Below are 25,543 nucleotides of genomic sequence, written 5' to 3'. Positions count from 1 at the left end.
CCCGGTGAGCCGACCGCCGCGGACGTAGCCTCCCGGGCCCCCTTTCGCGTACCTTTGACGGCTGCCCAGCACGTCAGAAGGGGGCCCGGTGGCCGCTCAGGCTCAGCAGGATCCAGCGGTGGACCAGGATCCGGCGGTGGACTCGGATACGGACTCCGTTCGTGACCGCGAGATCGGTGTCGAACAGGAACATCTCGACGCCGTCTACCACCGTCTGGAAGAGAAGATCCACGAGGCGGAGTTCCTGATGGACGACGCCGCCAAGCGCGGGCAGGTCGGCACGCCCGGCGCGCTCGCGGAGCGCGACGCGCAGGTCTTCCGCGCGGGCGTGCACCTCAGCCGCCTCAACAACGAGTTCGAGGACTTCCTCTTCGGCCGTATCGACCTGCTCCAGGGCAGGGACGGCAAGAAGGGCCCGGACGGGGCCTACACGGCCGTCGAACCGGCCGAGGGCGCGGTCCGCGCCGACAACACGGCCGACATCGCCGAGACCCTGCACATCGGCCGCATCGGCGTCCTGGACGCGGACTACTCGCCGCTGGTCATCGACTGGCGCGCGCCGGCCGCGGCGCCGTTCTACCGTTCCACGCCGGTCGACCCGGGCCGCGTCGTGCGCCGCCGGGTCATCCGCTCCAAGGGCCGCAGGGTGCTCGGGGTCGAGGACGACCTGATGCGCCCGGAGCTGACCGCGTACCTGGACGGCGAGCGGCTCCCGGCCGTCGGCGACGGCGCCCTGATGGCCGCGCTCGGCCAGGCCCGCAGCCACTCGATGCGCGACATCGTGGCCTCCATCCAGGCCGAACAGGACCTGGTGATCCGGGCGCCCGCCGCCTCTGTCACCTACGTCGAGGGCGGTCCGGGAACGGGCAAGACGGCGGTGGCCCTGCACCGCGCCGCCTACCTCCTCTACCAGGACCGCCGCCGGTACGCGGGCGGCATCCTGATCGTCTCGCCCACGCCCCTGCTGGTGGCGTACACCGAGGGCGTGCTGCCCTCGCTCGGCGAGGAGGGCCAGGTCGCGATCCGTGCGGTCGGCTCCCTGGTCGACGGCGCGGAGGCCACCGAGTACGACAGCCCGGCGGTGGCCCGCGTCAAGGGTTCCTCGCGGATGCTGAGGGTGCTGCGCAAGGCGGCGCGCGGAGCCCTGGAGTCGGGCCGCCCCGCCCCGACCCCGGGCGGGCAGCTCGCCTTCGGTGAGGACGAGGAGGAAGCGGCCCCGGCTGCCACCGGTACGCCCACGCGCCTGCGGGTCGTCGCCTTCGGCCGCCGCCTGGAGCTGGAGGCCGACCAGCTGAACCGGATCCGCCAGGCCGCCCTCGGCGGCACGGCGCCCGTCAACCATCTGCGCCCGCGCGCCCGCAAGCTGCTGCTCGACGCCCTGTGGGAGCGGTCCGGCGCGGGGAGCCGGCACAGCGACCCGGAGCTCGCGGCCGAGCTGCGCTCCTCCTTCGACGAGGACATCACGGGCGAGGACGACTTCCTGCGCTTCCTGGACGCCTGGTGGCCGGAGCTGACGCCCCGCGCCGTCCTGTCCGCGATGTCCGAGGAGCGGCGCCTGGGCCGCTGGGCGCGCCGCATCCTGAACCCGGGCGAGATCCGCAAGGTCGCCCGGTCCCTGCGGCGCGAGGCCCTCTCGGTGCACGACGTCGCGCTCCTCGACGAGCTGACCGCCGTCCTCGGCACCCCGGCGCGCCCGCGGAAGAGGCGCGAGTACGACCCGCTCGACCAGCTCACCGGCCTTGAGGAGCTGATGCCGCAGCGCGAGGAGACCCAGCGCGAGCGCGCGGAGCGGCTCGCGCAGGAGCGCACCGAGTACGCGCACGTCATCGTCGACGAGGCGCAGGACCTCACGCCGATGCAGTGGCGCATGGTCGGCCGCCGCGGCCGGCACGCCACGTGGACGGTGGTCGGCGACCCGGCCCAGTCGTCCTGGTCCGACCCGGACGAGGCGGCGGCCGCCCGTGACGAGGCGCTGGGCTCGCGCCCGCGCCGCCGCTTCACGCTCACCGTCAACTACCGCAACCCGTCCGAGATCGCGGAGCTGGCCGCCAAGGTCCTGGCGCTCGCGATGCCCGGCTCCGAGTCCCCGTCCGCGGTCCGCTCCACCGGCGTCCGGCCGCGGTTCAGTGCCGTACGGGACCGGCTGAGCGGCACCGTGCGGGAGGAGGCCGCGCGCCTGCTCGACCAGGTCGACGGCACGGTCGGCGTCGTCGTGGCGATGAACCGTCGCGCGGAGGCGGCGCGTTGGCTCGCCGGGCTCGGCGAGCGCGTGGTGGCGCTCGGCTCGCTGGAGGCGAAGGGGCTGGAGTACGACGCCACGGTCGTGGTCTCCCCGGCCGAGATCGCCGACGAGTCACCGGCGGGGCTGCGGGTCCTGTACGTGGCCCTGACCCGCGCCACCCAGCAGCTGACGGTGGTCTCCGGCGAGCGCGACGAACCCGACGGGAACGGGGTGCCGGACCTGCTGCGGGACTGACCCTTGTGCCCGCAGGCGCCTCGGGGTCTGGGGTGTTCCCAGAGAATGCAGTACCGTTGATGACGGCACCGGTTCGATCCAAGCCCCCGGGCCCAACCTTCGTCCCTCAGAGGGACCACTTGCCGCGAGGCGAGCATGGCGGGCCGGTGTCATGAACGTAGAGAGGCTCACGTCACCCAGTGACGTGAGCCTCTTCTCGTTTTCCGGTACTTCTCGTATGGTGGAAACCACTTTCCGAAACATGCGCTCCATGTGACCCGTGGACCGCATCCGAAAGAGCGGTGAACGTAAGGTTCACAATCCGATGCGACTACCACGTACTCGGCGGTAGGTGCGACCATCGGACAGCAACAAGTACACGGTGAAAGCAGAGGAAGTCGGCCATGGCAACGGCGCCCAGCGTCTCCTACTCGATGACGGTCCGGTTGGAGGTGCCCGCGAGCGGTACGGCTGTCTCGCAGCTCACCACCGCCGTGGAGTCCTCCGGCGGCTCGGTGACCGGCCTCGACGTCACCGCCTCCGGCCACGAGAAGCTCCGGATCGACGTCACGATCGCGGCCAGCTCGACGTCCCACGCGGACGAGATCGTCACGGAGCTGCGGCGCATCGAGGGCGTGACGCTCGGGAAGGTCTCCGACCGTACGTTCCTCATGCACCTCGGCGGCAAGATCGAGATGCAGTCCAAGCACCCCATCCGCAACCGTGACGATCTCTCGATGATCTACACGCCGGGTGTGGCCCGCGTCTGCATGGCGATCGCCGAGAACCCCGAGGACGCCCGCCGCCTCACGATCAAGCGCAACACCGTTGCGGTCGTGACGGACGGCTCCGCGGTGCTCGGCCTCGGCAACATCGGCCCGATGGCCGCCATGCCGGTCATGGAGGGCAAGGCGGCCCTCTTCAAGCGCTTCGCCGACATCGACGCCTGGCCGATCTGCCTGGACACCCAGGACACCGACGCCATCGTCGAGATCGTCAAGGCGATCGCCCCGGGCTTCGCGGGCATCAACCTGGAGGACATCTCCGCGCCCCGCTGCTTCGAGATCGAGGCCCGGCTGCGCGAGGCCCTCGACATCCCCGTCTTCCACGACGACCAGCACGGCACCGCGATCGTGGTCCTCGCCGCCCTGACCAACGCGCTGCGCGTGGCGAACAAGGCGATCGGCGACATCCGCGTCGTGATGTCCGGTGCGGGCGCGGCCGGCACCGCCATCCTCAAGCTCCTCCTCGCGGCGGGCGTCAAGAACGCGGTCGTGGCCGACATCCACGGCGTCGTGCACGCGGACCGCGAGGACCTGGTGGACGCCAAGGCCGACTCGCCGCTGCGCTGGATCGCCGACAACACCAACCCCGAGAGCCTGACCGGCACGCTGAAGGAAGCGGTCGTCGGCGCCGACGTCTTCATCGGCGTCTCCGCGCCGAACGTGCTCGACGGCGACGACGTCTCGGCCATGGCGGACGGCGCCATCGTGTTCGCGCTCGCGAACCCGGACCCCGAGGTCGACCCGGCGATCGCCCGCGAGACGGCCGCGGTCGTGGCCACGGGCCGCTCCGACTTCCCCAACCAGATCAACAACGTGCTGGTCTTCCCCGGCGTCTTCCGCGGCCTGCTCGACGCCCAGTCGCGCACGGTCAACACGGAGATGATGCTGGCGGCCGCGACGGCCCTGGCCGACGTCGTGACCGAGGACGAACTCAACCCGAACTACATCATTCCGAGCGTCTTCAACGACAAGGTCGCGGGTGCCGTCGCAGGCGCCGTGCGCACCGCCGCGAAGGCTGCCGGAGTCGTTGTGACGGGAACCACGACCGTTTGAGGCCCGGCGCGTCGTGGAATGCGGGGCTGGTCGGGCCCTCTAGGGTGGCCGGGAAGCAGGCCCCCCGACCCGCCCAGTCCCAGGGCGGTGAGGCTTTTCGTGTGACCCCCAGGGGTGCCGGATTGGCTTTACCGCCGCTGGTGGGGGCAGGATGCGTCTTCGGGCGCGAGGGTCCGGACAACGGACCCGGGTCCTGGGCCTGACCGAGACCCTGGCAGCATCGGCTTCGCTGTTGCCCAACATGCGGCTGGTCCGTATGGCACGCCTCAACGGCAAGAAGAACACGGGAGTACAAACATGAACCGCAGTGAGCTGGTGGCCGCGCTGGCCGACCGCGCCGAGGTGACCCGCAAGGACGCCGACGCCGTGCTGGCCGCGTTCGCCGAGACGGTCGGCGAGATCGTTGCCAAGGGCGACGAGAAGGTCACGATCCCCGGCTTCCTGACCTTCGAGCGCACCCACCGTGCCGCTCGCACCGCTCGTAACCCGCAGACCGGCGAGCCGATCAACATCCCGGCCGGTTACAGCGTGAAGGTCTCCGCGGGCTCCAAGCTCAAGGAAGCCGCCAAGGGCAAGTAAGCATTCAGCCCTGCTTCAAGGCAGCGGAAGGGCGGTCACCCGGGTTCCGGGTGACCGCCCTTCGGCGTGTCCGGTGCGCCGACCGGCGACAGCGCCGCGCAAAGGCGACAGCTCGCCGTGAGAGCCGCCGCGACGCCCGCCGGGGCTCGTGCATCGCCGGGTGCGCCACGAGGCCCGTACCGAGCGTCTGAGCGGCCGTCGTCCACGGCCCCGAGCTGCGGGTACGCCGATGGGGGCCGCCCGGATCCCCGGACGGCCCCCATCGGCGGATGCGGTGAGTGCGGCCGCTAGCCCAGTGCCTTGCCCGGCAGCTCGACCTTCGCGCCGAGTTCGACGAGCTTCTCCATGAAGTTCTCGTAGCCCCGGTTGATCAGGTCGATGCCGTGCACCCGGGACGTGCCCTGCGCGGCGAGCGCCGCGATCAGGTACGAGAAGCCGCCGCGCAGGTCGGGGATGACCAGGTCGGCGCCCTCCAGCTTGGTCGGGCCCGAAACGACCGCCGAGTGCAGGAAGTTGCGCTGGCCGAAGCGGCAGTCGGAACTGCCCAGGCACTCGCGGTAGAGCTGGATGTGCGCGCCCATCTGGTTCAGCGCGGACGTGAAGCCGAGGCGCGACTCGTACACCGTCTCGTGCACGATCGACAGCCCGGTGGCCTGCGTCAGGGCGACGACCAGCGGCTGCTGCCAGTCGGTCTGGAAGCCGGGGTGGACGTCCGTCTCCAGGGCGATGGACTTCAACTGCCCGCCCGGGTGCCAGAAACGGATGCCTTCGTCGTCGATCTCGAAGGCGCCGCCGACCTTCCGGTACGTGTTCAGGAACGTCATCATCGAGCGCTGCTGGGCGCCGCGCACGTAGATGTCGCCCTCGGTGGCCAGCGCGGCCGACGCCCAGGACGCCGCCTCCAGGCGGTCGGAGAGGGCGCGGTGGGTGTATCCGCCGAGCTTGTCGACACCGGTGACGCGGATGGTGCGGTCGGTGTCCATCGCGATGATCGCGCCCATTTTCTGCAGGACGCAGATCAGGTCCTCGATCTCCGGCTCCACGGCCGCGTTCGAGAGCTCCGTGACGCCCTCGGCGAGCACCGCGGTCAGCAGCACCTGCTCGGTGGCGCCGACCGAGGGGTAGGGCAGCTGGATCTTGGTGCCGCGCAGTCGCTGCGGGGCCTCCAGGTACTGGCCGTCCGCGCGCTTCTCGATCGTCGCGCCGAACTGGCGGAGCACCTCGAAGTGGAAGTCGATCGGCCGGCCGCCGATGTCGCAGCCGCCCAGACCCGGGATGAAGGCGTGGCCGAGGCGGTGCAGGAGCGGTCCGCAGAGCAGGATCGGGATACGGGAGGAGCCCGCGTGCGCGTCGATGTCCGCGACATTCGCCGACTCCACGTGCGAGGGATCCATCACCAGCTCGCCCGGCTCCTCACCGGGGCGGACCGTCACGCCGTGCAGCTGCAGCAGGCCGCGTACGACCCGGACGTCGCGGATGTCCGGGACATTGCGCAGCCGGCTCGGAGCACTGCCGAGCAGCGCGGCGACCATGGCCTTGGGCACCAGGTTCTTCGCGCCGCGGACACGGATTTCGCCCTCCAGCGGGGTTCCGCCGTGGACAAGCAGTACATCGTCGGTGACGGTCATGAATCTCGCGTTCCGATGAGATGGGCAGGGGACCAAGGGACCAGGGTAAGGGCGCGGAGCCCCTTAGTTGTAAGCCCGAGGACGGCCCGGACCGTCATGACTTCGCTACAACACGAACCGTGTCGAACCGGACACAAGGGGTCACTGGGCGTGTTGCGTGCGCCCCTCGCGCTTCGATCCGCGCTGAGCTGCGCGCATGCGGTTCCGCGCTTGCCTCCCCCCGCGCGGGGAATGTGCGGGATCATGTCTGGCATGACCGAGGTGTCCTCGCTCACAGGGCGGCTGCTCGTGGCCACACCCGCCCTCGCGGACCCGAATTTCGACCGGGCGGTCGTGCTGCTCCTCGACCACGACAAGGGGGGCTCGCTCGGCGTTGTCCTCAACCGGCCGACCCCGGTGGACGTCGGCGACATCCTGGAGGGCTGGGGCGACCTGGCCGGTGAACCGGGCGTCGTCTTCCAGGGCGGCCCGGTCTCGCTCGACTCGGCGCTCGGCGTCGCCGTCATCCCCGGCGAGGACGGCCCGCTCGGCTGGCGCCGGGTGCACGGCGCGATCGGGCTCGTCGACCTGGAGGCGCCGCCGGAGCTGCTCGCCGCCGCGCTCGGCTCGCTGCGGATCTTCGCCGGATACTCGGGCTGGGGCCCGGGCCAGCTGGAGACCGAGCTGGGCGACGGCGCCTGGTACGTCGTCGAGTCGGAGCCCGGGGACGTGTCCGCCACGCGGCCCGAGGGGCTGTGGCGCGCGGTGCTGCGCCGGCAGCGCGGCGAGCTGGCGATGGTGGCGACCTATCCCGATGATCCCTCGCTCAACTGACGGCGCCGGCGGCCCTTCGCCCTGCGGGCGGCCTTCAGTACCCTTGGCCCTTATGAGCACTCTTGAGCCCGAGCGCGGGACAGGTACGGGGACCCTCGTAGAGCCGACGCCGCAGACGTCGCACGGCGACGGCGATCACGAGCGCTTCGCCCACTATGTCCAGAAGGACAAGATCATGGCGAGCGCTCTCGACGGCACTCCGGTCGTCGCGCTCTGCGGCAAGGTCTGGGTGCCGGGCCGCGACCCGAAGAAGTACCCCGTCTGTCCCATGTGCAAGGAGATCTACGAGTCGATGGGCGCTGGTGGCGACAACGACAAGGGCAAGGACGGCGGTAAGGGCGGCAAGTAGGCGCGCCTCCTCTTTCCCGGGCGGTAGCGCCCTCTTTCACTTCCGTGAGGCCCCTGGTGTGCGGTGACGCGCACCGGGGGCCTCTGTGCGTTCGTGTCTTTGGCCTCACGTAAACCATTGCGCTCACTGGTCCAGTCCTTTTAACCTCCGTCGTGTTGTGCACAGCGAAACAACCATTGCGTATGTTGCAACGACACTTCGGAGGCGTTTCCGATGAAGCTCCCTGTGAAGCTCTCAGTTCGAACTGCCGTCCCCCTCACGGCACTTGTCCTCGCGGCCACCGCCTGCGCCCCCGGCACCTCCGACACCAGCGGCTCCGGCAAGGACGAGAAGAGCGGCACGCTGCGCGTATGGCTCTTCCAAGAGGTCAACAACGCGCCCAAGAAGAAGGTCGTCGACGCCACGGTCGACACCTTCGAGAAGGCGCACAAGGGCGCGAAGGTGCAGGTCGAGTACATCCCCGTCGAGACCCGCGCCGAGAAGATCAAGGCCGCGTTCAACGACCCGAAGAGCGCGCCCGACGTCATCGAGTACGGCAACACCGACACCGCCGGATACGTGAAGGACGGCGGACTCGCCGACGTGACCGGGGAGTTCGGCAAGTGGGCCGACGCCAAGGACACCGACCCGACCGCCAAGGAGTCCGTGACGGTCGACGGGAAGATCTACGGCGCCCCGTACTTCGTCGGCGTACGCGCCCTCTACTACCGGACCGACGTGTTCAAGGACCTGGGGCTCGGCGTACCCAAGACGCAGGACGAACTCGCCGCCACCGCCAAGAAGATCCACAAGGCACGTCCCGAGCTGTACGGCCTCGCCGTCGGCGGCGCGTACACCTACGGCGCCATGCCGTTCCTCTGGGCCAACGGCGGTGAACTCGCCGAGAAGAAGGGCGATTCGTACGTCTCCGCCCTCGACAGCCCCGCCGCCCAGAAGGGCATCAAGGCCTACACCTCGCTCTTCGGCTCCGCCAACTGTCCCGCCGCCAAGTGCGCCGGGATGGGCGGCAACGACACCGTCACCGCCTTCGCCTCCGGCAAGGCCGCCATGGCGATCGGCGGCGACTTCAGCCACCAGGCCATGGAGGACGGCACGGTGAAGGGGAAGTACGCCGTCGTACCGCTGCCCGGCGTCAAGGCAGGCGAGATCGCGCCCGCGTTCGCCGGGGGCAACAACATCGGCGTCCTCAAGAGCACTTCGCACCGGACGCTCGCCGTGGACCTGATGGAGCAGCTCGCCGGAAAGGACGCGCAGCGCGCCCTCTTCTCCGGGATGGGCTTCCTGCCGACCTACACCGACGTGCGCGCGGACGTCGCCCGCGAGGAGCCGTTCGTCGCCCCCTTCGTGAAGACGCTCGGCGCCGGCGCCAAGTTCGTGCCCGCGTCCCCCGCCTGGGCGAAGATCGACGCCTCGCTCGTCCTGCCGACCATGTTCCAGGAGGTCGTCAGCGGCCGTAAGGACGTGGCGGCGGCCTCCGGTGACGCGGTGAAGAAGATGAACGACGCGTTCGGGGCCGCCGGGTGAGCTCCGTACGGGCGCGGGGCGGGGGGTGGGCACCCTGGCTCTACCTCGCCCCCGCCCTCGTCCTCCTCGGCGGCCTGCTCGTCTACCCGATCTACCAACTCGGCCTGATCTCCTTCCTGGAGTACACCCAGGCCCAGGTAAGCGGCGGCGAACCCGCCACCTTCCAGGGATTCGGCAACTACCAGCACCTCTTCGCCGACAGCCAGTTCTGGCAGGTACTGCTCGCCACCGTGCTGTTCGCGGGCGCCTGCGTCCTCAGCACCCTGCTGCTGGGCTGCGCGCTCGCCGTGCTGCTCACGCGCGTACGGGCCGTGCCCCGTCTCGCGCTGATGCTGGCCGCGCTCGGCGCCTGGGCCACCCCGGCGATCACCGGGTCCACCGTCTGGATGTTCCTCTTCGACCCGGACTTCGGCCCGGTGAACAAGGCGCTCGGACTCGGCGACTTCTCCTGGACGTACGGGAGGTACAGCGCCTTCGCGCTGGTCCTGCTCGAAGTGGTGTGGTGCTCCTTCCCGTTCGTGATGGTCACCGTGTACGCGGGCATCCGCGCGATCCCGGCCGAGGTGCTCGAAGCGGCGTCCCTCGACGGGGCCTCGCAGTGGCGGACCTGGCGCTCGGTCATGGCGCCGATGCTGCGGCCGATCCTCGTCGTCGTCACCATCCAGTCGATCATCTGGGACTTCAAGGTCTTCACGCAGATCTACGTCATGACGAACGGCGGCGGCATCGCCGGACAGAACCTCGTACTGAACGTGTACGCGTATCAAAAAGCCTTCGCCGGCAGTGAATACAGCCTCGGCTCGGCGATCGGCGTCGTGATGCTCGTCATCCTGCTCGCCGTCACGCTCGTCTATCTGCGACTGATGCGCAGAGAGGGGAGGGAGTTGTGAGCCCGATACGCATCCGACGGCCCTGGCGGCTCGCCGCCGAGGCGTCCGCGCTGCTGATCGCCCTGGCGGTCGCCTTTCCCCTCTATTGGATGGTGCTCAGCGCCTTCAAACCGGCGGGCGAGATCGAATCGACCGAACCGCGGCCGTGGACCCTTTCGCCGTCGCTCGACTCCTTCCGGCGCGTGTTCCAACAAGAGGAATTCGGCCGGTACTTCATCAACAGCGTCATCGTGGCGGGTACGGTCGTGATCGTCTCGGCGCTGGTCGCGTTTCTCGCGGCGACGGCCGTGACCCGCTTCCGTTTCCGGTTCCGTACGACGCTGCTCATCATGTTTCTCGTCGCGCAGATGGTGCCCGTCGAGGCGCTCACCATCCCGCTGTTCTTCCTGATGCGGGACTTCGGGCAGCTCAACACGCTCGGCTCGCTGATCCTGCCGCACCTCGCCTTCTCGCTGCCGTTCGCGATCTGGATGCTGCGCGGCTTCGTCAAAGCCGTTCCGGAAGCACTGGAGGAAGCGGCGTACCTCGACGGCGCGAGCCGCGCCCGCTTCCTGTGGCAGATCCTCTTTCCTCTCGTCTTCCCCGGCCTGGTGGCGACGAGCGTCTTCTCCTTCATCTCCACCTGGAACGACTTCCTGTTCGCGAAGTCGTTCATCATCAGCGACACGTCCCAGTCGACGCTGCCGATGGCCCTGCTCGTCTTCTTCAAACCCGACGAGAACGACTGGGGCGGAATCATGGCAGCCTCGACAGTGATGACCATTCCGGTACTGGTTTTCTTCGTACTCGTACAGCGGCGCCTGGTGTCCGGGCTCGGCGGCGCGGTTAAGGACTGAAGTGTCTGACGATTCCCTGGATCTCATTCCGGCGCCCCGCCGACAGACGCGGGACGGCGACGGCACCTACGTGTTCGACAGCGGTACGGATATCGCGGCGGGAGAGGGCACCGAGGACACCGCGCGCTGGCTGCGGGCCACACTCGGCGCGGTCACCGGACTCGCCCTGCCCCCGGCGGACGAGGGCGGCGCCATACGCCTGTCGGTCGACCCGACCCTGGAAGCGGAGAGCTACCGGCTGCGCGTCACGGACACGGGCGTCGGCATCGAGGGCGGCGCCCCGGCCGGCGTCTTCTGGGGCGCCCAGACGCTGCGCCAACTCCTCGGCCCCGACGCCTTCCGCAGGGCCCCGATCGCCCGCGACCGGCAGTGGACCGTGCCGCACGTCACCGTCGAGGACAGCCCCCGCTTCGCCTGGCGCGGCAACATGCTCGACGTCGCCCGGCACTTCATGCCGAAGGACGGCGTCCTGCGCCACCTCGACCTGCTGGCCGCCCACAAACTCAACGTCTTCCACTTCCACCTCACCGACGACCAGGGCTGGCGCGTAGAGATCAAGCGCTACCCCAAGCTCACGGAAGCCGGTTCCTGGCGCACGCGGACGAAATACGGCCACCGCGCCTCCGAACTCTGGGAGGACAAGCCCCACGGCGGCTTCTACACCCAGGACGACATCCGCGAGATCGTCGCCTACGCCGACGCCCGGCACATCGCGGTCGTCCCCGAGATAGACCTGCCGGGCCACTCGCAGGCCGCCATCCACGCGTATCCGGAACTCGGCAACAGCGACGTCGTCGACACGTCCTCCCTCCCCGTCTGGGACACCTGGGGCGTCAACCCGAACGTACTCGCCCCCACCGACACCACCGTCCGCTTCTTCGAGGGCGTCTTCGAGGAACTGCTCGACCTCTTCCCGTCGACGTTCATCCACGTAGGCGGCGACGAATGCCCCAAGGACCAGTGGAGGCAGTCGGCGACGGCGCAGGCCCGCATCAAGGAACTGGGCCTCGAGGACGAGGACGAGCTGCAGTCCTGGTTCATCCGGCACTTCGACACCTGGCTCAGCGAGCGCGGCCGGCGGCTCATCGGCTGGGACGAGATCCTCGAAGGCGGCCTCGCGCCCGGCGCCGCGGTCTCGTCCTGGCGCGGCTACCGCGGCGGCATCACCGCCGCCAAGGCGGGCCACGACGTCGTCATGTGCCCGGAGCAGCAGGTCTACCTGGACCACCGGCAGGCACCCGGTGAGGACGAGCCGGTCCCGATCGGCTTCGTACGCACCCTGGAGGACGTCTACCGCTTCGAACCGGTTCCGGCGCAGCTGACCGAGGACGAGGCGCGGCACGTGCTCGGCACCCAGGCCAACCTGTGGACCGAGGTGATGGAGAACCAGCAGCGCGTCGACTACCAGGCGTTCCCGCGCCTGTCCGCGTTCAGCGAAGTGGCATGGAGCGAGCTGCCCGAGCCCGCCGACCGCGACTACGCCGGCTTCGAGCGCCGAATGACCGCTCACTACCGGCGACTTGACGCGCTGGGCGTCGACTACCGGCGGCCGGGCGGCCCGTTGCCGTGGCAGCGTCGCCCCGGCGTGCTCGGACGCCCGATCGAAGGGGCGCCTCCGAACGTGTGAGGCTCGCCCGCACGCGCTGTGTGTTCAGGGGGCGCGGTCCGCGCGGCCGCGCTCCCACCGGACGGATCCGGCCGGTTCGGCCCGCGCGTGGCGCCCGGTGGGCGTCCGTGACTTTCAGCCACCACATCCACATCAGCCGCCACAGTGACCTCACGCGGCCTCAGTCGATCGAGTCGCCCCATACGTCACCGAAGAGTGTCAATTCACCCTCGTCGGTGATCAGCCGCCATATCGGTCATCTCCCAGGTGGAAGGGGCGAATGCCTCCTACCGGACCCCCTCTCCGGGTGCCCGGGAAGATGTGCCAGAGTTGCCACGTCCGGCCTGTCAGCACGTACCGTACGGCGGAACAGGCGTAACGGCGGGTACGGCGGTCACGCACCACTTCGCGCGGGGACCACCGAAGCCGCCGGGCGCACGGCCGGACATCGGGAAGGGGCAGCCGGTTTGACCACTCACGCACCGCAGGCGACACAGGCCGCGGTACTTCCGAGTTCGCTGGACGAGGCCGTCGCGGCGCTCGCGGCCATGCCCGCCGCCGTGCCCGTGGCCGGCGGCACCGACCTCATGGCCCAGGTCAACGCGGGTCAACTCCGCCCCGCGGCCCTCGTCGGCCTCGGCCGGATCAGCGAGATCCGCGGCTGGCAGTACCAGGACGGCCACGCCCTGCTCGGCGCCGGCCTCACCCACGCCCGCATGGGCCGCCCCGACTTCGCCGCGCTCATGCCCGCCATGGCCGCCGCCGCGCGCGCCGCGGGCCCGCCCCAGATCCGCAACGCCGGCACGCTCGGCGGCAACATCGCCTCGGCCGCCCCGACCAACGACACGCTGCCCGTACTGGCCGCACTGGAAGCCACGTTGATCATCGCGGGGCCGCACGGAGCACGCCGCGAGGTCCCCGTCTCGCACCTGCTGGCCGGCATGGAGATGCTGCGCCCGGGCGAACTCATCGGCTTCGTACGAGTACCGCTGCTGCACGCGCCGCAGGTCTTCCTGAAGGCGACCGGCCGCACCGGACCCGGCCGGGCCACGGCCTCCGTCGCGCTCGTCCTCGAACCCGCCCGGCGCGCCGTGCGCTGCGCCGTCGGAGCCATCGCGCCGATGCCGCTGCGCCCCCTGGAGGCCGAGCAGTGGGTGGCCTCGCTCATCGACTGGGACGGCGACCGCGGCGCGCTCGTGCCCGAGGCCGTGCAGGCCTTCGGCGAGTACGTCGCCGCGGCCTGCATCCCCGACCCGGCCCCGGCCCCGGACGGCACGCAGGAGACGCTGCCGGCCGCCGTACTGCATCTGCGGCGCACCGTCGCCGCGCTGGCCCGACGTGCACTTGGGAGGGCGCTGTCGTGACGAACGAGTACAACGGACCCGATTCGGGCGCCGCACCGCATGTGGACGGCTGGCAGCCGCTGCCCCAGGGCGAGTACGACTCCGACGCCACGGCCTTCGTACAACTGCCCCCCGACGGCTTCCCGGACGCGCCGCTCGCCGCGCCCGGCCACGGTTACGTACCGCCGCAGATAACGGTGAGCCCGGCCACGGGTGCCGCCGCGACCGACCCCGGCGCGACCGGCGTATGGGTGCTGCCGCAGGAGCTGACGGGGGCGGGCGACGGCGGAGGGGAGCAGCCTTCCGGCCGGCCTCCGGAGCACCAGGTGAGCTGGCCCGCGGCGGATCCCGGGCCTGTCGCGGAGCCGCAGCGGCATTCGGAGCCGTACCCGGAGCCGTATTCGGAGCTCGGGCCGCAGGCGCAGGCCGCGCCGGCGCCGGAATCGTACGGTCTCGCGCAGGGGGAGACAGGGCAGTGGTCCATCCCCGTCGCCAACGGCGAAATCCCGGACGAATCAGGGGAGTTCACCACTTCTTCGCTGGCCGCGCAGTGGGGCGACCGGTTGCCTCCCGCGACGCTCCCGGGCGGCGCGGCGGCACCCTGGGCGTCGGAGCCTTGGGCGCAGCCGGACGAGGCGCCGCCGCAGGCCGAGGCGGAGCCCGGGGTGGAGTCCGGGGTCGAGCCCCTCTTGGAGGAGGCCGAGGAGTCGGCTGAGCCTGAGTTTTCGCCTTCACCTTCGCCGGAGCCGGAGCTTTCGCCGGAGCCGGAAGCCGACGCGGTGGCTGAAGCGGTGGCCGAGGCCGAGGCCGAGGCCGAGGGAGCCGCGGAAACCGAGGCGCCGCCGGAGCGGGAACCCGTGCCGGAACCGGTGCCGGATCCGGCACCGGAGGACGCGGACGAGGAAGCGGAAGCCGCCCCTCCCGCCACGTCCGCGCTCCACGACGACCACCCCGTGGTCAGCTACGTCCTACGGGTCAACGGCACGGACCGCCCCGTCACGGACGCCTGGATCGGCGAGTCGCTCCTGTACGTGCTGCGCGAGCGCCTCGGCCTCGCCGGCGCCAAGGACGGCTGCTCGCAGGGCGAGTGCGGCGCGTGCAACGTCCAGGTGGACGGCCGCCTCGTCGCCTCCTGCCTGGTGCCCGCGGCGACCACCGCGGGCAGCGAGGTCCGTACGGTCGAGGGCCTCGCCGACGAGGGCGGCGCCTCCGACGTGCAGCGGGCCCTGGCCGCCTGCGGCGCGGTCCAGTGCGGCTTCTGCGTCCCCGGCATGGCGATGACCGTCCACGACCTCCTCGAAGGCAACCCCAGCCCCACCGACCTCGAGGCCCGCCAGGCGCTGTGCGGCAACCTGTGCCGCTGCTCCGGTTATCGCGGCGTACTGGACGCGGTACGCCAGGTCGCCGACGAACGGCGGACATCGGTGGAGGCGGCGGAGGCGACCGCCGGGGACGGGCCCCGCATCCCGCACCAGGGCGGCCCGGCCACCAACGAGGCCATGCAGGACATCCACGATATCCGCGACATCCGCGACATCCGGGACACTCGGGACGGAGGCCGGGCGTGACCAACGAGACGACGGAGGCTCCCGCGGCCCCCGAGACGGAAGAGATCCCGCACGGGCTCGGCACGACCCTCCCCGCCGTGGAGGCGCGCGCCAAGGCCGAGGGCACCTTCCCCTACGCCTCCGACCTGTGGGCCGAAGGTCTCCTGTGGGCAGCGATCCTGCGCTCACCGCACGCGCACGCACGCGTGGTCTCCATCGACACCACCCACGCGCGCGAGATGCCCGGCGTCCGCGCCGTCGTCACGCACGAGGACGTCCCCGGCGGCCCGCTCTCCGGCCACCGCGCGTCCGACCGCCCGGTGTTCGCCTCCGAGGTCGTACGCCACCACGGCGAGCCCCTCGCCGCGGTCGCCGCCGACCACCCGGACACGGCGCGCATGGCGGCCGCGGCGATCATCGTCGAGTACGAGATCCTCGACCCGGTCACGGACCCGGAGAAGGCCTTCGCGGCCGAACCCCTGCACCCCGACGGCAACTTGATCCGTCACATCCCGCTCCGGCACGGCGACCCCGAGGCGACGGGCGAGGTGGTGGTCGAGGGCCTCTACCGCATCGGCCGCCAGGACCCGGCCCCCATCGGCGCCGAAGCGGGCCTGGCGGTGCCCCGCCCCGACGGCGGCGTGGAACTGTACATCGCGTCGACGGACCCGCACGGCGACCGCGACGCGGCGGCGGCCCGTTACGGCCTGGACCCGGACCGGGTGAAGGTCGTGGTCACCGGCGTCCCGGGCGCGACGGCGGACCGCGAGGACCAGAGCTTCCACCTCCCCCTGGGCCTGCTGGCGCTGCACACCGGCTGCCCGGTCAAGCTGACGGCGACCCGCGAGGAGTCCTTCCTCGGCCACCCGCACCGCCACCCCACCCTCCTGCGTTACCGCCACCACGCGGACGCGGACGGCAAGTTGGTGAAGGTGGAGGCCCAGATCCTCCTCGACTCGGGCGCCTACGCCGACACGTCGTCGGACGCGCTCGCGGCAGCCGTCGCCTTCGCCTGCGGCCCCTACGTCGTCCCCCACGCCTCGATCGAAGGCTGGGCGGTGCGCACGAACAACCCGCCCTCCGGCCACGTACGAGGCGAGGGCGCGCTGCAGGTCTGCGCGGCCTACGAAGCCCAAATGGACAAGCTGGCAAAGAAGTTGGGCGTCGACCCGGCGGACCTGCGGATGCGCAACGTCCTCGCGACCGGCGACGTACTCCCCACCGGCCAGACAGTCACCTGCCCGGCACCGCTCGCCGAACTCCTCGAAGCCGTACGGGACTTCCCGCTCCCCGCCCTTCCCAAGGACACCCCGGAAGAGGACTGGCTGCTGCCCGGCGGCCCCGAGGGCGCGGGCGAGCCCGGGGCGGTCCGCCGCGGCGTCGGCTACGGCATCGGCATGGTGCACATGCTGGGCGCCGAGGGCGCCGACGAGGTCTCGACGGCCACGGTCAAGGTCCAGAACGGCGTGGCCACGGTCATCTGCGCCGCGGTGGAGACCGGCCAGGGCTTCACCACCCTCGCCCGCCAGATCGTCCAGGACACGCTGGGCATCGACGAGGTCCACGTCGCCCCGGTCGACACGGACCAGCCACCGGCCGGGCCGGGCTGCCGGGGCCGCCACACCTGGGTCTCCGGCGGAGCGGTCGAACGAGCGGCGAAGATGGTCCGCACACAGCTTCTCCAGCCCCTCGCCCACAAGTTCGGCATGTCCACGGAGCTCCTCCAGATCGCCGACGGCAAGATCACCTCGTACGACGGCGTCCTCTCCACGACAGTCGAAGAGGCCATGGACGGCAAGGAGTTGTGGGCCACGGCGCAATGCCGCCCGCACCCCACAGAGCCCCTCGACGCCGCGGGCCAGGGCGACGCCTTCGTAGGCCTGGCCTTCTGCGCGATCCGCGCGGTCGTGGACGTGGACATCGAGATCGGCTCGGTCCGCGTGGTGGAACTCGCGGTGGCACAGGACGTCGGCCGGATCCTCAACCCCGGCCAACTCGCCGCCCGCATCGAGGCAGGCGTCACCCAGGGCGTCGGCGCCGCCCTCACGGAGAACCTCCGCACCCCGAAGGGCGTCGTCCGCCGCCCCGACCTCACCGGCTACGCCCTGCCCACGGCCCTGGACGCCCCGGACATCCGCATCGTGAAGCTGGTCGAGGAACGCGACGTGGTGGCCCCCTTCGGAGCCAAGGCGGCCAGCGCGGTCCCGGTGGTCGCGTCCCCGGCGGCGGTCGCCTCGGCGGTACGGGCGGCGACGGGCCGCCCGGTGAACAGGTTGCCGATCCGGCCGCAGGCGGCGGTGGTGACGGAGCCGTCGATGGTCTCCGGTCCCGTGACCTCGGACTCAACTGCCTGATCCTGATGGCCAGTTCAGGCGAACAGCCCATTGACTCCACTGCTCAGCACCTGCCCGCCCCCGCGGACTTGCGAACTGTTACCGGTCGTGTCGTTCTGTGACGTGATGTGAGTAGCCTCTGCACTGAGGCGCCTGTGAACTGTCAGAGCGGGTGGCTAAAGTTGTCACCAGACCTACGTGTTGTAACGGCATGTTCACGGGGGAACGGGGAGGGGCGTACGCGATGGCGGACGACAAAGGTGGCGGTTCGGGGGGCTTCGGTGGCTGGGCGTTCAACGTGGTGGAGGCCGCGAAGGACGCGGTCGGGGATGTCGTCACGGAGCTGGAATCCTTCACGAAGTTCCAGCAGCGGGTGGATCAGCTGATCAAGGACCTCAAGGGGTCGCCGGCCGATTCCAAGAAGGTGGGCGAAGAGGTTCTGGCGCGGCACCAGTTCGGTGGGGGCGACGGCGGATTCAAGGAGGCATCCGGCCTCTACTCGTCGTACGCGACGGTGATCACCGAGCTGGAGAGCCTCTCGAAACTGCTCTCCGACTCCATAGAGGGCATGGGCATCGCGGTGATGGCCTCGCACAAGGGCTACGCAAACATCGACGACGATGTCCGGCGCCGGATGCAAGCGATCAGTACCGAGACGACGAAGCACTACGGCGGGGAGTACGAGCCGCCGACCCACAAGAAGAGCGATGACGGGTCCGACGAGGGCGGTACGGACACGGCCTCGGGTGGATCTTCAGGCGGCGATTCGGGCGGAGCGATCTGATGGCGGAAGCACCGATTGACGGTGGCAGCAGTGGTCGTGGAGGCACCCAGTTCACGGGCTTGACCCACGAGCAGATGCTGGCGTGGCTCGACCAGGCCAACAGCGGTGAGGTCCAGGCGGCAGCGGACCGGCTCGTGGCTGCCGCGAAGGAAATTCACAAGATCGCTGACGACCTCAAGGTCCGTCCACAGTGGGTCACTTGGAAGGGCCAGGGCGCGGACGCCTTTCGAGGCTGGGCAGCAGATCTGGCCAACGCCACGGTCCGCCTCGGCGACTTCAGCCAGGACTCGGCAAAGTGGATGGGGCAGGCCGCTACGGCCATCGGCACGGCCCAGGCCTCGATCCCCCGGGACAAGCCGAGTGCCGAGGCGAATCTGGACGCGGCGCGGGGCGCGCACAACGACCCGGACGCCCAAGCGATCGCCTCGAAGTCCTCGGGCGAACTCGCTGCCCTCAAGGCCGACCAGGAAAAGGTCCGCCTCGAGGCGGCTGCGGAGATGACGAAGCTGGGGCAGGCGTATTCGGTTTCCGCTTCACAGATGGATGCGTTGGACAGGCCCAAGTTCCCGCCGCCGCCCAATGCGATCCAGGATCGTGAGTGGGATGAGTCATCCACGGACCTGGCCCGCCCGGGAACCTCGCACGGGGGAAGTTCCGGTCCCTCGGCAGGGGCAAGCGGATCAGGGTCGGTGACGACCGGGTCGATTCCAGCAGCTTCGCACGCGGTCGCCGAACCGACAGGCAGAACATCCTCATCCTCCGATGTCCCACTGCGGCCGGAGGTTCCGGAAGCTCCTGCGCAGATGGGTATCGACTCTGTCGGCACGCTTCCTGAGACGTCGCGGCCGACGCCTGCGCCGGTGCAGGGCATGTCGCCGGACGCCCCGCACGCAGGTGCTTTCCCGAACACAGTGACGTCCCCTGGGGCGATCCCTCCGGCATTCGGAAGGAGCGGCACCACACAGCCCGTTGTGGGTCGTGCGCCAGGGGGAACGGGGCCCGCAGGGCGCGGAGGTTCTTCGCCGGTTACTGGCGGGACCGGGCGGACCGCAACTCCGCCCGCATCGGGAGCCACAGGACGCTCGCCCGCGCCCGGTGTGCGTGGCGGTCAGATGGCGCCGGGACAGAACACTTCGGCTACGGCGCGAGCCGGCGGCAAGGGGGCGGCGGGGCGCCTGCCGACGACCAATGGAGTCGCGGGTGGTCGTCCGCAACCCACAAAGGGCAGGCCGGCTTCGAGCATCCCACGTGGGTCGGTGATGGGCAGCGAGTCCGGGACCGGCGGTCGAGCAGGGACAGGGCAGGGAGCGGTTGGTGGTCGGCCCGCGACCGGGCCAGGGGCCGGGGCGCGAGGCACAGGGCCGGGAGCACGGAACGCAGGCTCGGGACGTCGCGTCTCCGGAACCTCCGCTGAGAACGGCGGGATCGTGGGAGGGCGTGGGCAGCAGGGCCGTCCCGACGCCCGCTCCTTCAGTTCCGGCGGGTCCGGACTGGTACGCGGCCAGAGCGCCGCGGCGTCCTCGGACGGAACAGGGGGCCGCACGACCGGTGCCGGTGGCGCTCCGAGTGGAAAGCGTCCGGGGTCGCGTCGCGACGAACAGGGGGAAGACCGTCCTGACTACCTGACCGAGGACGAAGCGACGTGGCAACCCGACACCGGCCGCAACGTACCGTCGGTCGTCGACGACGCGCCGAAGAACAACGAGAGGTAGACGATGCTCACCACCAGCGCACGACGCCGCGGCGCGGCAGCCACGGCAATTCTCGGTGTGCTGTTGACGGGCACGGCCGTCGGCCCGGCTCATGCCGATACGACCCGATCCCAGCAGTGGTTCCTTGATGCCATGAAGGCCGAGACCATGTGGAAGACCAGTTCTGGTAAGGGCATCACGGTTGCCCTCATCGACACTGGTGTCGACGCTTCGAACCCTGACTTGAAGGGTCGGATCCTCCCAGGGGAAGACCTGGCTCCCGACGAGTCGGGCGATGAGACGACCGACTGGGACGGACACGGCACGGGAATGGCCGGCTTGATCGTCGGTACGGGCGCGTACGGCGGAGGGAACGGCGCCTACGGCCTCGCTCCGGAGGCGAAGGTGATGCCGATCCGGTTGCCTGACACACAGAAGTCGGGGAGCAGGTTCGAGGCGGACGCGAAGTTCGAGGACGCAGTCTCGTCGGCCATTCGCTACGCAGCGGACCACGATGCGCAGATCATCAACGTGTCCCAGGGCATTACAGGAGAAGCAGGCGACTTCCCGAAGTTCACGAAAGCTGTCGAATACGCCTTGCAGCATGGGGCGTTGATCTTTGCTGCCGCAGGAAACGATGGCGACAAGGGAAACAAGATCGGATTCCCTGGCGCCACTCCGGGAGTTGCCGCCGTCGGCGCCGTCGGCAAGGACCTTCACCGGGCCTCGTTCTCGACGCACGGACCTCAAGTGGATCTGGCCGCACCAGGGGTTGACATGGTGCATGCCTGCGGAGGCAAGACAGGACTCTGCAAGACAGAAGGCACCAGTGACGCGGCAGCCCTCGCTTCCGCCAGCGCCGCCCTGCTCTGGTCCCAGCACCCGAGCTGGACCAACAACCAGGTCCTCCGGGTCATGCTCAACACGATCGGCGCACCTACCGATGGCGCGAAGCGCAACGACTCCATCGGTTACGGGATTGTCCGGCCGCGTATCGCCCTGCAGAACCCCGGCAACCCCGGCCCGGCCGACAAGTTCCCGATGTCGGACTTCCCGGTGGCGGCCAAATCGCCTTCCTCCGAAGCTTCGAAGGCCACAGGCGGCGGAGTTCGGGACGACGAGAGTTCGGCCGCGGCTGCTGCCACGAATGACGATGGCAGCAATACGCCGCTTTGGATCGGCTCTGGCGTAGGCGCGGCATTGGTGGCCGTCGCAGCTGTCGCGATCGCGGTGACCCGCAACCGAAAGCGGCGCAGCGCCGTACAACCTCCCGCATACGCCACTGCGCCGGCCCAGCAGCCATACCAAGTGTCCGACGCTCCCCAGGGCCAGTACGGCAGTCATGACTACAACGCACCGTACGGGGGCCCGCGGCAGCCTCCGACGCAGTGAGCCGTTTTCAACCTTGGTTTGAGCAGGTCAGGTTGAGGGTGAGGGTGAGGACAGCTTGGACAAGGCTGGTGATGCGGGTGGCGCTGCACGGCAGCTTGCCCAGTAGTCTTCAGGTCTAGAGCGTGGCCATGGCCTGCTCACCCAGTGCCCGGATTTCGGCATGGGCGCGGTTGACCATCTGCTGACCTGCGGAGAGCTTTCCCAGCGACCGAGGCAGGGCACGGGGGCGGTCCCTTTGGCTCCTTGGTATCCAATGACCGCGCCGGAACTATTCTTCATGGCGCCTTCAGTGATCTTCCCGACTATTTCATCAGCGGCGGCCCCTGTCGCATCGCCGATGATGACGCCACCTGGGTCAGCGGAGACAGGCGCATCACGTCGTGACTTGTCGTTCAGGATGTGGGGATGACAGATCCGTCGCTCGATTCCGCCGTTGTTCTTGTCACCGGCGTCATGGCTTCCGGGAAGTCCGCCGTCGCTCAGGCGCTCGCCGAGCGGTTGCCGCGGGCCGCGCACGTTCGGGGGGACGTGTTCCGGCGGATGATCGTGTCGGGGCGGGTGGAGTATGCGCCGGGGGCCGGGGTGGAGGCTGAGGAGCAGTTGCGGCTTCGGTATCGGCAGTCGGCCGCGGTGGCCGAGGCGTATGCGCGGGCGGGGTTCACCGCTGTGGTGCAGGACGTCGTGATCGGCGAGGAGCTTGCGGGGTATGTCGGGCTGATCGGCGTACGGCCGCTGTACGTCGTGGTGCTCGCGCCGCGTGCCGAGGTCGTCGCCGAGCGGGAGGCGGGGAGGGGGAAGCGTGGGTATGGGGAGTGGGGGGTCGGTGGACTTGATCGGGTGTTGCGGGAGGGGACTCCGCGGATCGGGTTGTGGCTCGACACGTCCGAGTTGTCGGTGGAGGAGAGCGTCGGGGCCCTGCTGTCCCGGCTGCCGGAGGCGCGGGTCGGCTGAGCGGCGTGGGCGGATCAGCGAGGGGACAGGCCTGTGCGGCCGTCCAGGAGTTCTCGGGCTGTGTCGAGGTGGCCGAGGTGGCGGGCTGTTTCCTCGATCATGTGCAGGACGATCCAGCGGAGGTCTGTGATCTCGTCTTCGATGTCCTCGTCGTGGCGGCCCAGGGGGCGTGCGTCCAGGGGGGTGGAGGCGAGAACGGCGTCGGAGAGTTCGCACTGCGTCCGGTAGAAGGCCATGACCTCCGGGGTCGGGTGATTCGACGTGAACGCCGTTTCGGCGGTGGTTGGTTCGTCGGTCCAGGGGAGGGGCTTCGCCGTGCCCTGGGCCACCTCCTGGAACCAGTGGCGTTCGGCGTGGCCGAGGTGCTCGACCAGGCCCAGCGGCGTCCAGCCCGACGGCAGGACCGGTGTGCGCAGTTGGTCCTCCGTCAGGCCCTGGAGGATCGCCGGTACACCGGCTCGCTGGGCTTCGAGGAAGTGGCGTAGGGCTGATGATTCGTCGGACATGGGGGCCTTTCGGGGCGGTCGGTCGGCCAGGGCTCGTCGCTGCGCAGTGGGGACTTCCCGAGTGGGGCGGAGTCATCGGTCGAGGGGTGGCCGGATCGGCGTTCGGTGTGAGTCGTACGGTGATGAGGCATTCGTCGGCGTGGAGAGGAACCCGGGAGTGACTTCATCTGAGTCCGCGGAGGCGTCGGAGTCCGTGGCACCGTCTCGCGAGTACGAACCCGCGCCCTCGGGCGGGAAGCTGCTGCTCTTTGTGCTCGCGTTCGTCGTCTTTGCCGTGATCGTCGTCGGCGGCGGTGTCATTCTTGCCGCCGGCGGGTGACCACGCAGAAGGGGCGCCCCGTCGAAACGGGGCGCCCCTTCATGTACGCGCAGCTCAGCGCCGTTGAGCTGCGTGAGAGGCCGTGACCGGAATCGAACCGGTGTGCTTCGCTTTGCAGGCGAATCCCTAAACCACTCGGGCACACGGCCAAGGTTATTTCTTGTTCTTGGTTGTGCTTTTGTTCTTGGCTTGTTGTTACGACCGTAGGGGGGCGGGCGGCCGTCGCTCAAGGGTTTCGGCGCCACCGCAACGCGACTGCCATGCGCCGTTCATGATGCGGTGCGGGCGGCCTGTGGATGTACGACCAAGGGACCAGTTGAACCCCGCCTCCCGACAGGGGTCAGCCAGCGGTACGGCCCTTACTGTGATCCGCATGGCCGCCCTCGAAGACGACATGGAAACCGATACGGACGTCGCCGCCCAGGACCTCGCCGCGCTCGGGGAGATCGGAGGCGTTCTCGGGCGTACCTACCGCGCGCTGAGCATCGGCATCGTCACCGTTGTGCTGCTCATCGCGTTCGAGGCGACGGCTGTCGGGACCGCTATGCCTGTCGCCGCGCGGGAGTTGGACGGGGTCGGGCTGTACGCCTTCGCGTTTTCCGGGTACTTCACCACCAGCCTCTTCGGGATGGTGGCCGCCGGGCAGTGGGCCGACCGGCGCGGGCCGCTCGGGCCGCTGGCCGTCGGGATCGGCGCGTTCGCCGCGGGGCTGCTGATCGCCGGGACCGCGGGGAGCATGTGGTTGTTCGTGGCCGGGCGGGCCGTGCAGGGGCTCGGGGGCGGGCTCGTCATCGTGGCGCTGTACGTCGTCGTCAGCCGGGCCTATCCGGAGCGGTTGCGGCCCGCGATCATGGCGGCGTTCGCGGCGGGGTGGGTCGTGCCGTCCATCGTGGGGCCGCTGGCGGCCGGCGCCGTGACCGAGCAGCTCGGGTGGCGCTGGGTGTTCCTCGGGATTCCGGTGCTCGTGCTGCTGCCGCTCGGCCTTGCCTTGCCGCAGATACGGCGGCGGGCCGGTGGGGCCCCCGAAGGAACCGTCCCCGCGGCCTTCGACCGGCGCCGGATCAAGCTGGCGTTCGGGATCTCGGTCGGCGCCGGGCTGCTGCAGTACGCCGCCCAGGACCTGCGGCCGCTTGCTCTGCTGCCCGGTGTCGTCGGCGCCGTGCTCCTCGTGCCGTCCGTGCTCGGGCTGCTGCCGCGCGGCACGTACCGGGCCGTGCGCGGGCTGCCGTCGGTGGTGCTGCTGCGCGGGGTCGCGGCGGGGGCGTTCATCGCGGCCGAGTCGTTCGTGCCGCTGATGCTCGTCACTCAGCGGGGGCTCTCGCCCACGCTCGCCGGGTTCTCGCTGGCCGCGGGCGGGGCGACCTGGGCCCTCGGGTCCTGGATGCAGTCCCGGTCCCGGTTCGAGCCGTACCGGGAGCGGCTCGTCGTCGGCGGGATGGTGCTCGTCGCCGCCGCCATCGCCGCCGCGCCGAGCGTGCTGATCGCGGCCGTGCCGGTATGGGTGGTGGCGGTGGCCTGGGGCTTCGGGTGCCTGGGGATGGGGCTCGTCATCTCCTCCACCAGCGTGCTGCTGCTCCAGCTGTCCGCGCCGCGGGAGGCCGGGGCGAACTCCGCCGCCCTCCAGATCTCCGACGGCCTCTCCAACGTGGTCCTGCTCGCCGCCGGCGGGGCCGCCTTCGCCGCGCTCGGCGGGGGAGCGGTGGGGGCGGCCGGGCACGGGGTGACGGACGGCACGGGTGGTTCGCACCCCGCTGCCTTCGTCGCCGTGTTCCTGCCGATGGCGTGCGTCGCGCTGGCCGGGGCGTGGGTGGGGACGCGGTTGCGCGAGCGGTGAGCGGGAGCGGTGAGAGGGGCCGGGGCGCGGGCCCGGGCCCTCTGGTGCGGTGCCTGCGGCCGGTGGCCTTGCGCCTCGGGGCCGCGGGGTCGTGCCGCGGGGATGACCTGTAAGCGGGCCCTGGGGGCTGGTGCGGTAGTCGTGGCCGGTGGGCTTGCGCCCCGCGAGCCGGTGAGGTGTCCCGCGCCCGCATGCCCTGGGGACTGGTGCGTGCTCGCGGCCAGTGATCTCGCGCCCTGTGGCCCGGTGAGGGTCCGGCGCCCGGCGCCCGCATGTCCTGTGGCCCGGTGAGGGTCCGGTGCCCGGCGCCCGCATGTCCTGTGGC

19 protein-coding genes, 1 tRNA gene and 1 pseudogene are annotated in these 25,543 nt (G+C 70.4%); 17 read left to right on the top strand and 4 right to left on the bottom strand.

The features are described 5' to 3' along the window. The first annotated feature begins 136 nt into the window (after nt 1-136). From AB0J02_RS11225 to AB0J02_RS11215, 3 genes are all read left to right on the top strand, one after another. Nucleotides 137-2,476 (top strand): UvrD-helicase domain-containing protein, encoded by a 2,340-nt coding sequence (locus AB0J02_RS11225; protein WP_363193325.1) that lies wholly within the window; start codon nt 137-139, stop codon nt 2,474-2,476. A 383-nt stretch (nt 2,477-2,859) separates the two neighbouring features. Beyond that, nucleotides 2,860-4,293 carry an NAD-dependent malic enzyme gene (locus tag AB0J02_RS11220; protein WP_363193324.1) on the top strand — a complete coding sequence of 478 codons (1,434 nt, stop codon included), beginning with the start codon at nt 2,860-2,862 and terminating at the stop codon, nt 4,291-4,293. Between the two features lie 297 nt (nt 4,294-4,590). Beyond that, entirely contained in the window at nt 4,591-4,872 is a 282-nt protein-coding gene (locus AB0J02_RS11215; RefSeq protein ID WP_016645140.1) for an HU family DNA-binding protein, read from the top strand. A 287-nt stretch (nt 4,873-5,159) separates the two neighbouring features. On the opposite strand, the gene murA is transcribed toward AB0J02_RS11215, so the two are convergent. Continuing rightward, nucleotides 5,160-6,500, bottom strand: coding sequence for a UDP-N-acetylglucosamine 1-carboxyvinyltransferase (gene murA / locus AB0J02_RS11210; RefSeq protein WP_363193323.1), 1,341 nt, complete (start codon nt 6,498-6,500; stop codon nt 5,160-5,162). Nucleotides 6,501-6,752: 252 nt separating this feature from the next. Between murA and AB0J02_RS11205 the strand changes: the two genes are divergently transcribed. The 11 genes from AB0J02_RS11205 to mycP all read left to right on the top strand — a co-directional run bounded on the left by AB0J02_RS11205 (nt 6,753) and on the right by mycP (nt 21,608). Further along, the gene (locus AB0J02_RS11205) at nt 6,753-7,313 is read left to right on the top strand and encodes a YqgE/AlgH family protein (protein WP_363193322.1); all 561 of its coding nucleotides are present in this window, start codon (nt 6,753-6,755) and stop codon (nt 7,311-7,313) included. Between the two features lie 52 nt (nt 7,314-7,365). Beyond that, complete coding sequence (locus tag AB0J02_RS11200; RefSeq protein WP_363193321.1) at nt 7,366-7,662, top strand: DUF3039 domain-containing protein; 297 nt, start codon at nt 7,366-7,368, stop codon at nt 7,660-7,662. A gap of 225 nt (nt 7,663-7,887) precedes the next feature. Continuing rightward, a complete protein-coding gene (locus AB0J02_RS11195) occupies nt 7,888-9,186 on the top strand; it encodes an extracellular solute-binding protein (RefSeq protein ID WP_363193320.1) in 1,299 nt (432 codons plus the stop codon). Then, nucleotides 9,183-10,076 carry a sugar ABC transporter permease gene (locus AB0J02_RS11190; protein ID WP_363193319.1) on the top strand — a complete coding sequence of 298 codons (894 nt, stop codon included), beginning with the start codon at nt 9,183-9,185 and terminating at the stop codon, nt 10,074-10,076. The genes AB0J02_RS11195 and AB0J02_RS11190 overlap by 4 nt, the downstream gene beginning before the upstream one ends. After that, nucleotides 10,073-10,912 carry a carbohydrate ABC transporter permease gene (locus AB0J02_RS11185; protein WP_363193318.1) on the top strand — a complete coding sequence of 280 codons (840 nt, stop codon included), beginning with the start codon at nt 10,073-10,075 and terminating at the stop codon, nt 10,910-10,912. The genes AB0J02_RS11190 and AB0J02_RS11185 overlap by 4 nt, the downstream gene beginning before the upstream one ends. Nucleotide 10,913: 1 nt before the next feature. Further along, on the top strand, nt 10,914-12,539 hold the full coding sequence (locus AB0J02_RS11180) for a beta-N-acetylhexosaminidase (protein ID WP_363193317.1): 1,626 nt from the start codon (nt 10,914-10,916) through the stop codon (nt 12,537-12,539). Nucleotides 12,540-12,985: 446 nt separating this feature from the next. Further along, complete coding sequence (locus AB0J02_RS11175) at nt 12,986-13,882, top strand: FAD binding domain-containing protein (RefSeq protein ID WP_363193316.1); 897 nt, start codon at nt 12,986-12,988, stop codon at nt 13,880-13,882. After that, nucleotides 13,879-15,429 carry a 2Fe-2S iron-sulfur cluster-binding protein gene (locus AB0J02_RS11170; protein WP_363193315.1) on the top strand — a complete coding sequence of 517 codons (1,551 nt, stop codon included), beginning with the start codon at nt 13,879-13,881 and terminating at the stop codon, nt 15,427-15,429. Before AB0J02_RS11175 ends, AB0J02_RS11170 begins: the two co-directional genes overlap by 4 nt. After that, nucleotides 15,426-17,762 carry a molybdopterin cofactor-binding domain-containing protein gene (locus AB0J02_RS11165; RefSeq protein WP_363193314.1) on the top strand — a complete coding sequence of 779 codons (2,337 nt, stop codon included), beginning with the start codon at nt 15,426-15,428 and terminating at the stop codon, nt 17,760-17,762. Before AB0J02_RS11170 ends, AB0J02_RS11165 begins: the two co-directional genes overlap by 4 nt. A gap of 223 nt (nt 17,763-17,985) precedes the next feature. Next, on the top strand, nt 17,986-18,525 hold the full coding sequence (locus tag AB0J02_RS11160; protein WP_363193313.1) for a hypothetical protein: 540 nt from the start codon (nt 17,986-17,988) through the stop codon (nt 18,523-18,525). 1,715 nt (nt 18,526-20,240) lie between these two features. Further along, nucleotides 20,241-21,608 (top strand): type VII secretion-associated serine protease mycosin, encoded by a 1,368-nt coding sequence (gene mycP / locus AB0J02_RS11155; RefSeq protein ID WP_363193312.1) that lies wholly within the window; start codon nt 20,241-20,243, stop codon nt 21,606-21,608. A gap of 7 nt (nt 21,609-21,615) precedes the next feature. Here the strand turns inward: mycP and AB0J02_RS11150 are convergent. Beyond that, nucleotides 21,616-21,860 (bottom strand): annotated as a pseudogene (locus AB0J02_RS11150) (IS5/IS1182 family transposase); the annotation flags it as partial. 153 nt (nt 21,861-22,013) lie between these two features. Between AB0J02_RS11150 and AB0J02_RS11145 the strand changes: the two are divergent. Continuing rightward, nucleotides 22,014-22,559: an AAA family ATPase gene (locus AB0J02_RS11145; RefSeq protein WP_363193311.1), complete on the top strand. Its 546-nt coding sequence runs from the start codon at nt 22,014-22,016 to the stop codon at nt 22,557-22,559. Nucleotides 22,560-22,573: 14 nt separating this feature from the next. Here AB0J02_RS11145 and AB0J02_RS11140 read toward each other — a convergent pair whose 3' ends face one another. Then, nucleotides 22,574-23,065 carry a DinB family protein gene (locus tag AB0J02_RS11140; RefSeq protein WP_363193310.1) on the bottom strand — a complete coding sequence of 164 codons (492 nt, stop codon included), beginning with the start codon at nt 23,063-23,065 and terminating at the stop codon, nt 22,574-22,576. Nucleotides 23,066-23,222: 157 nt separating this feature from the next. Between AB0J02_RS11140 and AB0J02_RS11135 the strand changes: the two genes are divergently transcribed. Further along, nucleotides 23,223-23,384, top strand: coding sequence for a hypothetical protein (locus AB0J02_RS11135; protein WP_363193309.1), 162 nt, complete (start codon nt 23,223-23,225; stop codon nt 23,382-23,384). 77 nt (nt 23,385-23,461) lie between these two features. Here the strand turns inward: AB0J02_RS11135 and AB0J02_RS11130 are convergent. Beyond that, nucleotides 23,462-23,533: transfer RNA gene (locus tag AB0J02_RS11130), tRNA-Cys, on the bottom strand. Nucleotides 23,534-23,778: 245 nt separating this feature from the next. Between AB0J02_RS11130 and AB0J02_RS11125 the strand changes: the two genes are divergently transcribed. Then, nucleotides 23,779-25,218 (top strand): MFS transporter, encoded by a 1,440-nt coding sequence (locus AB0J02_RS11125; RefSeq protein WP_363193441.1) that lies wholly within the window; start codon nt 23,779-23,781, stop codon nt 25,216-25,218. Nucleotides 25,219-25,543: the final 325 nt, after the last annotated feature.

The organism is Streptomyces sp. NPDC050264 (assembly GCF_040655895.1).
Classification (GTDB): Bacteria; Actinomycetota; Actinomycetes; order Streptomycetales; family Streptomycetaceae; genus Streptomyces.
Note: the sequence above shows the minus strand (reverse complement) of the source record. Positions and strands in the feature narration are given on the sequence as shown.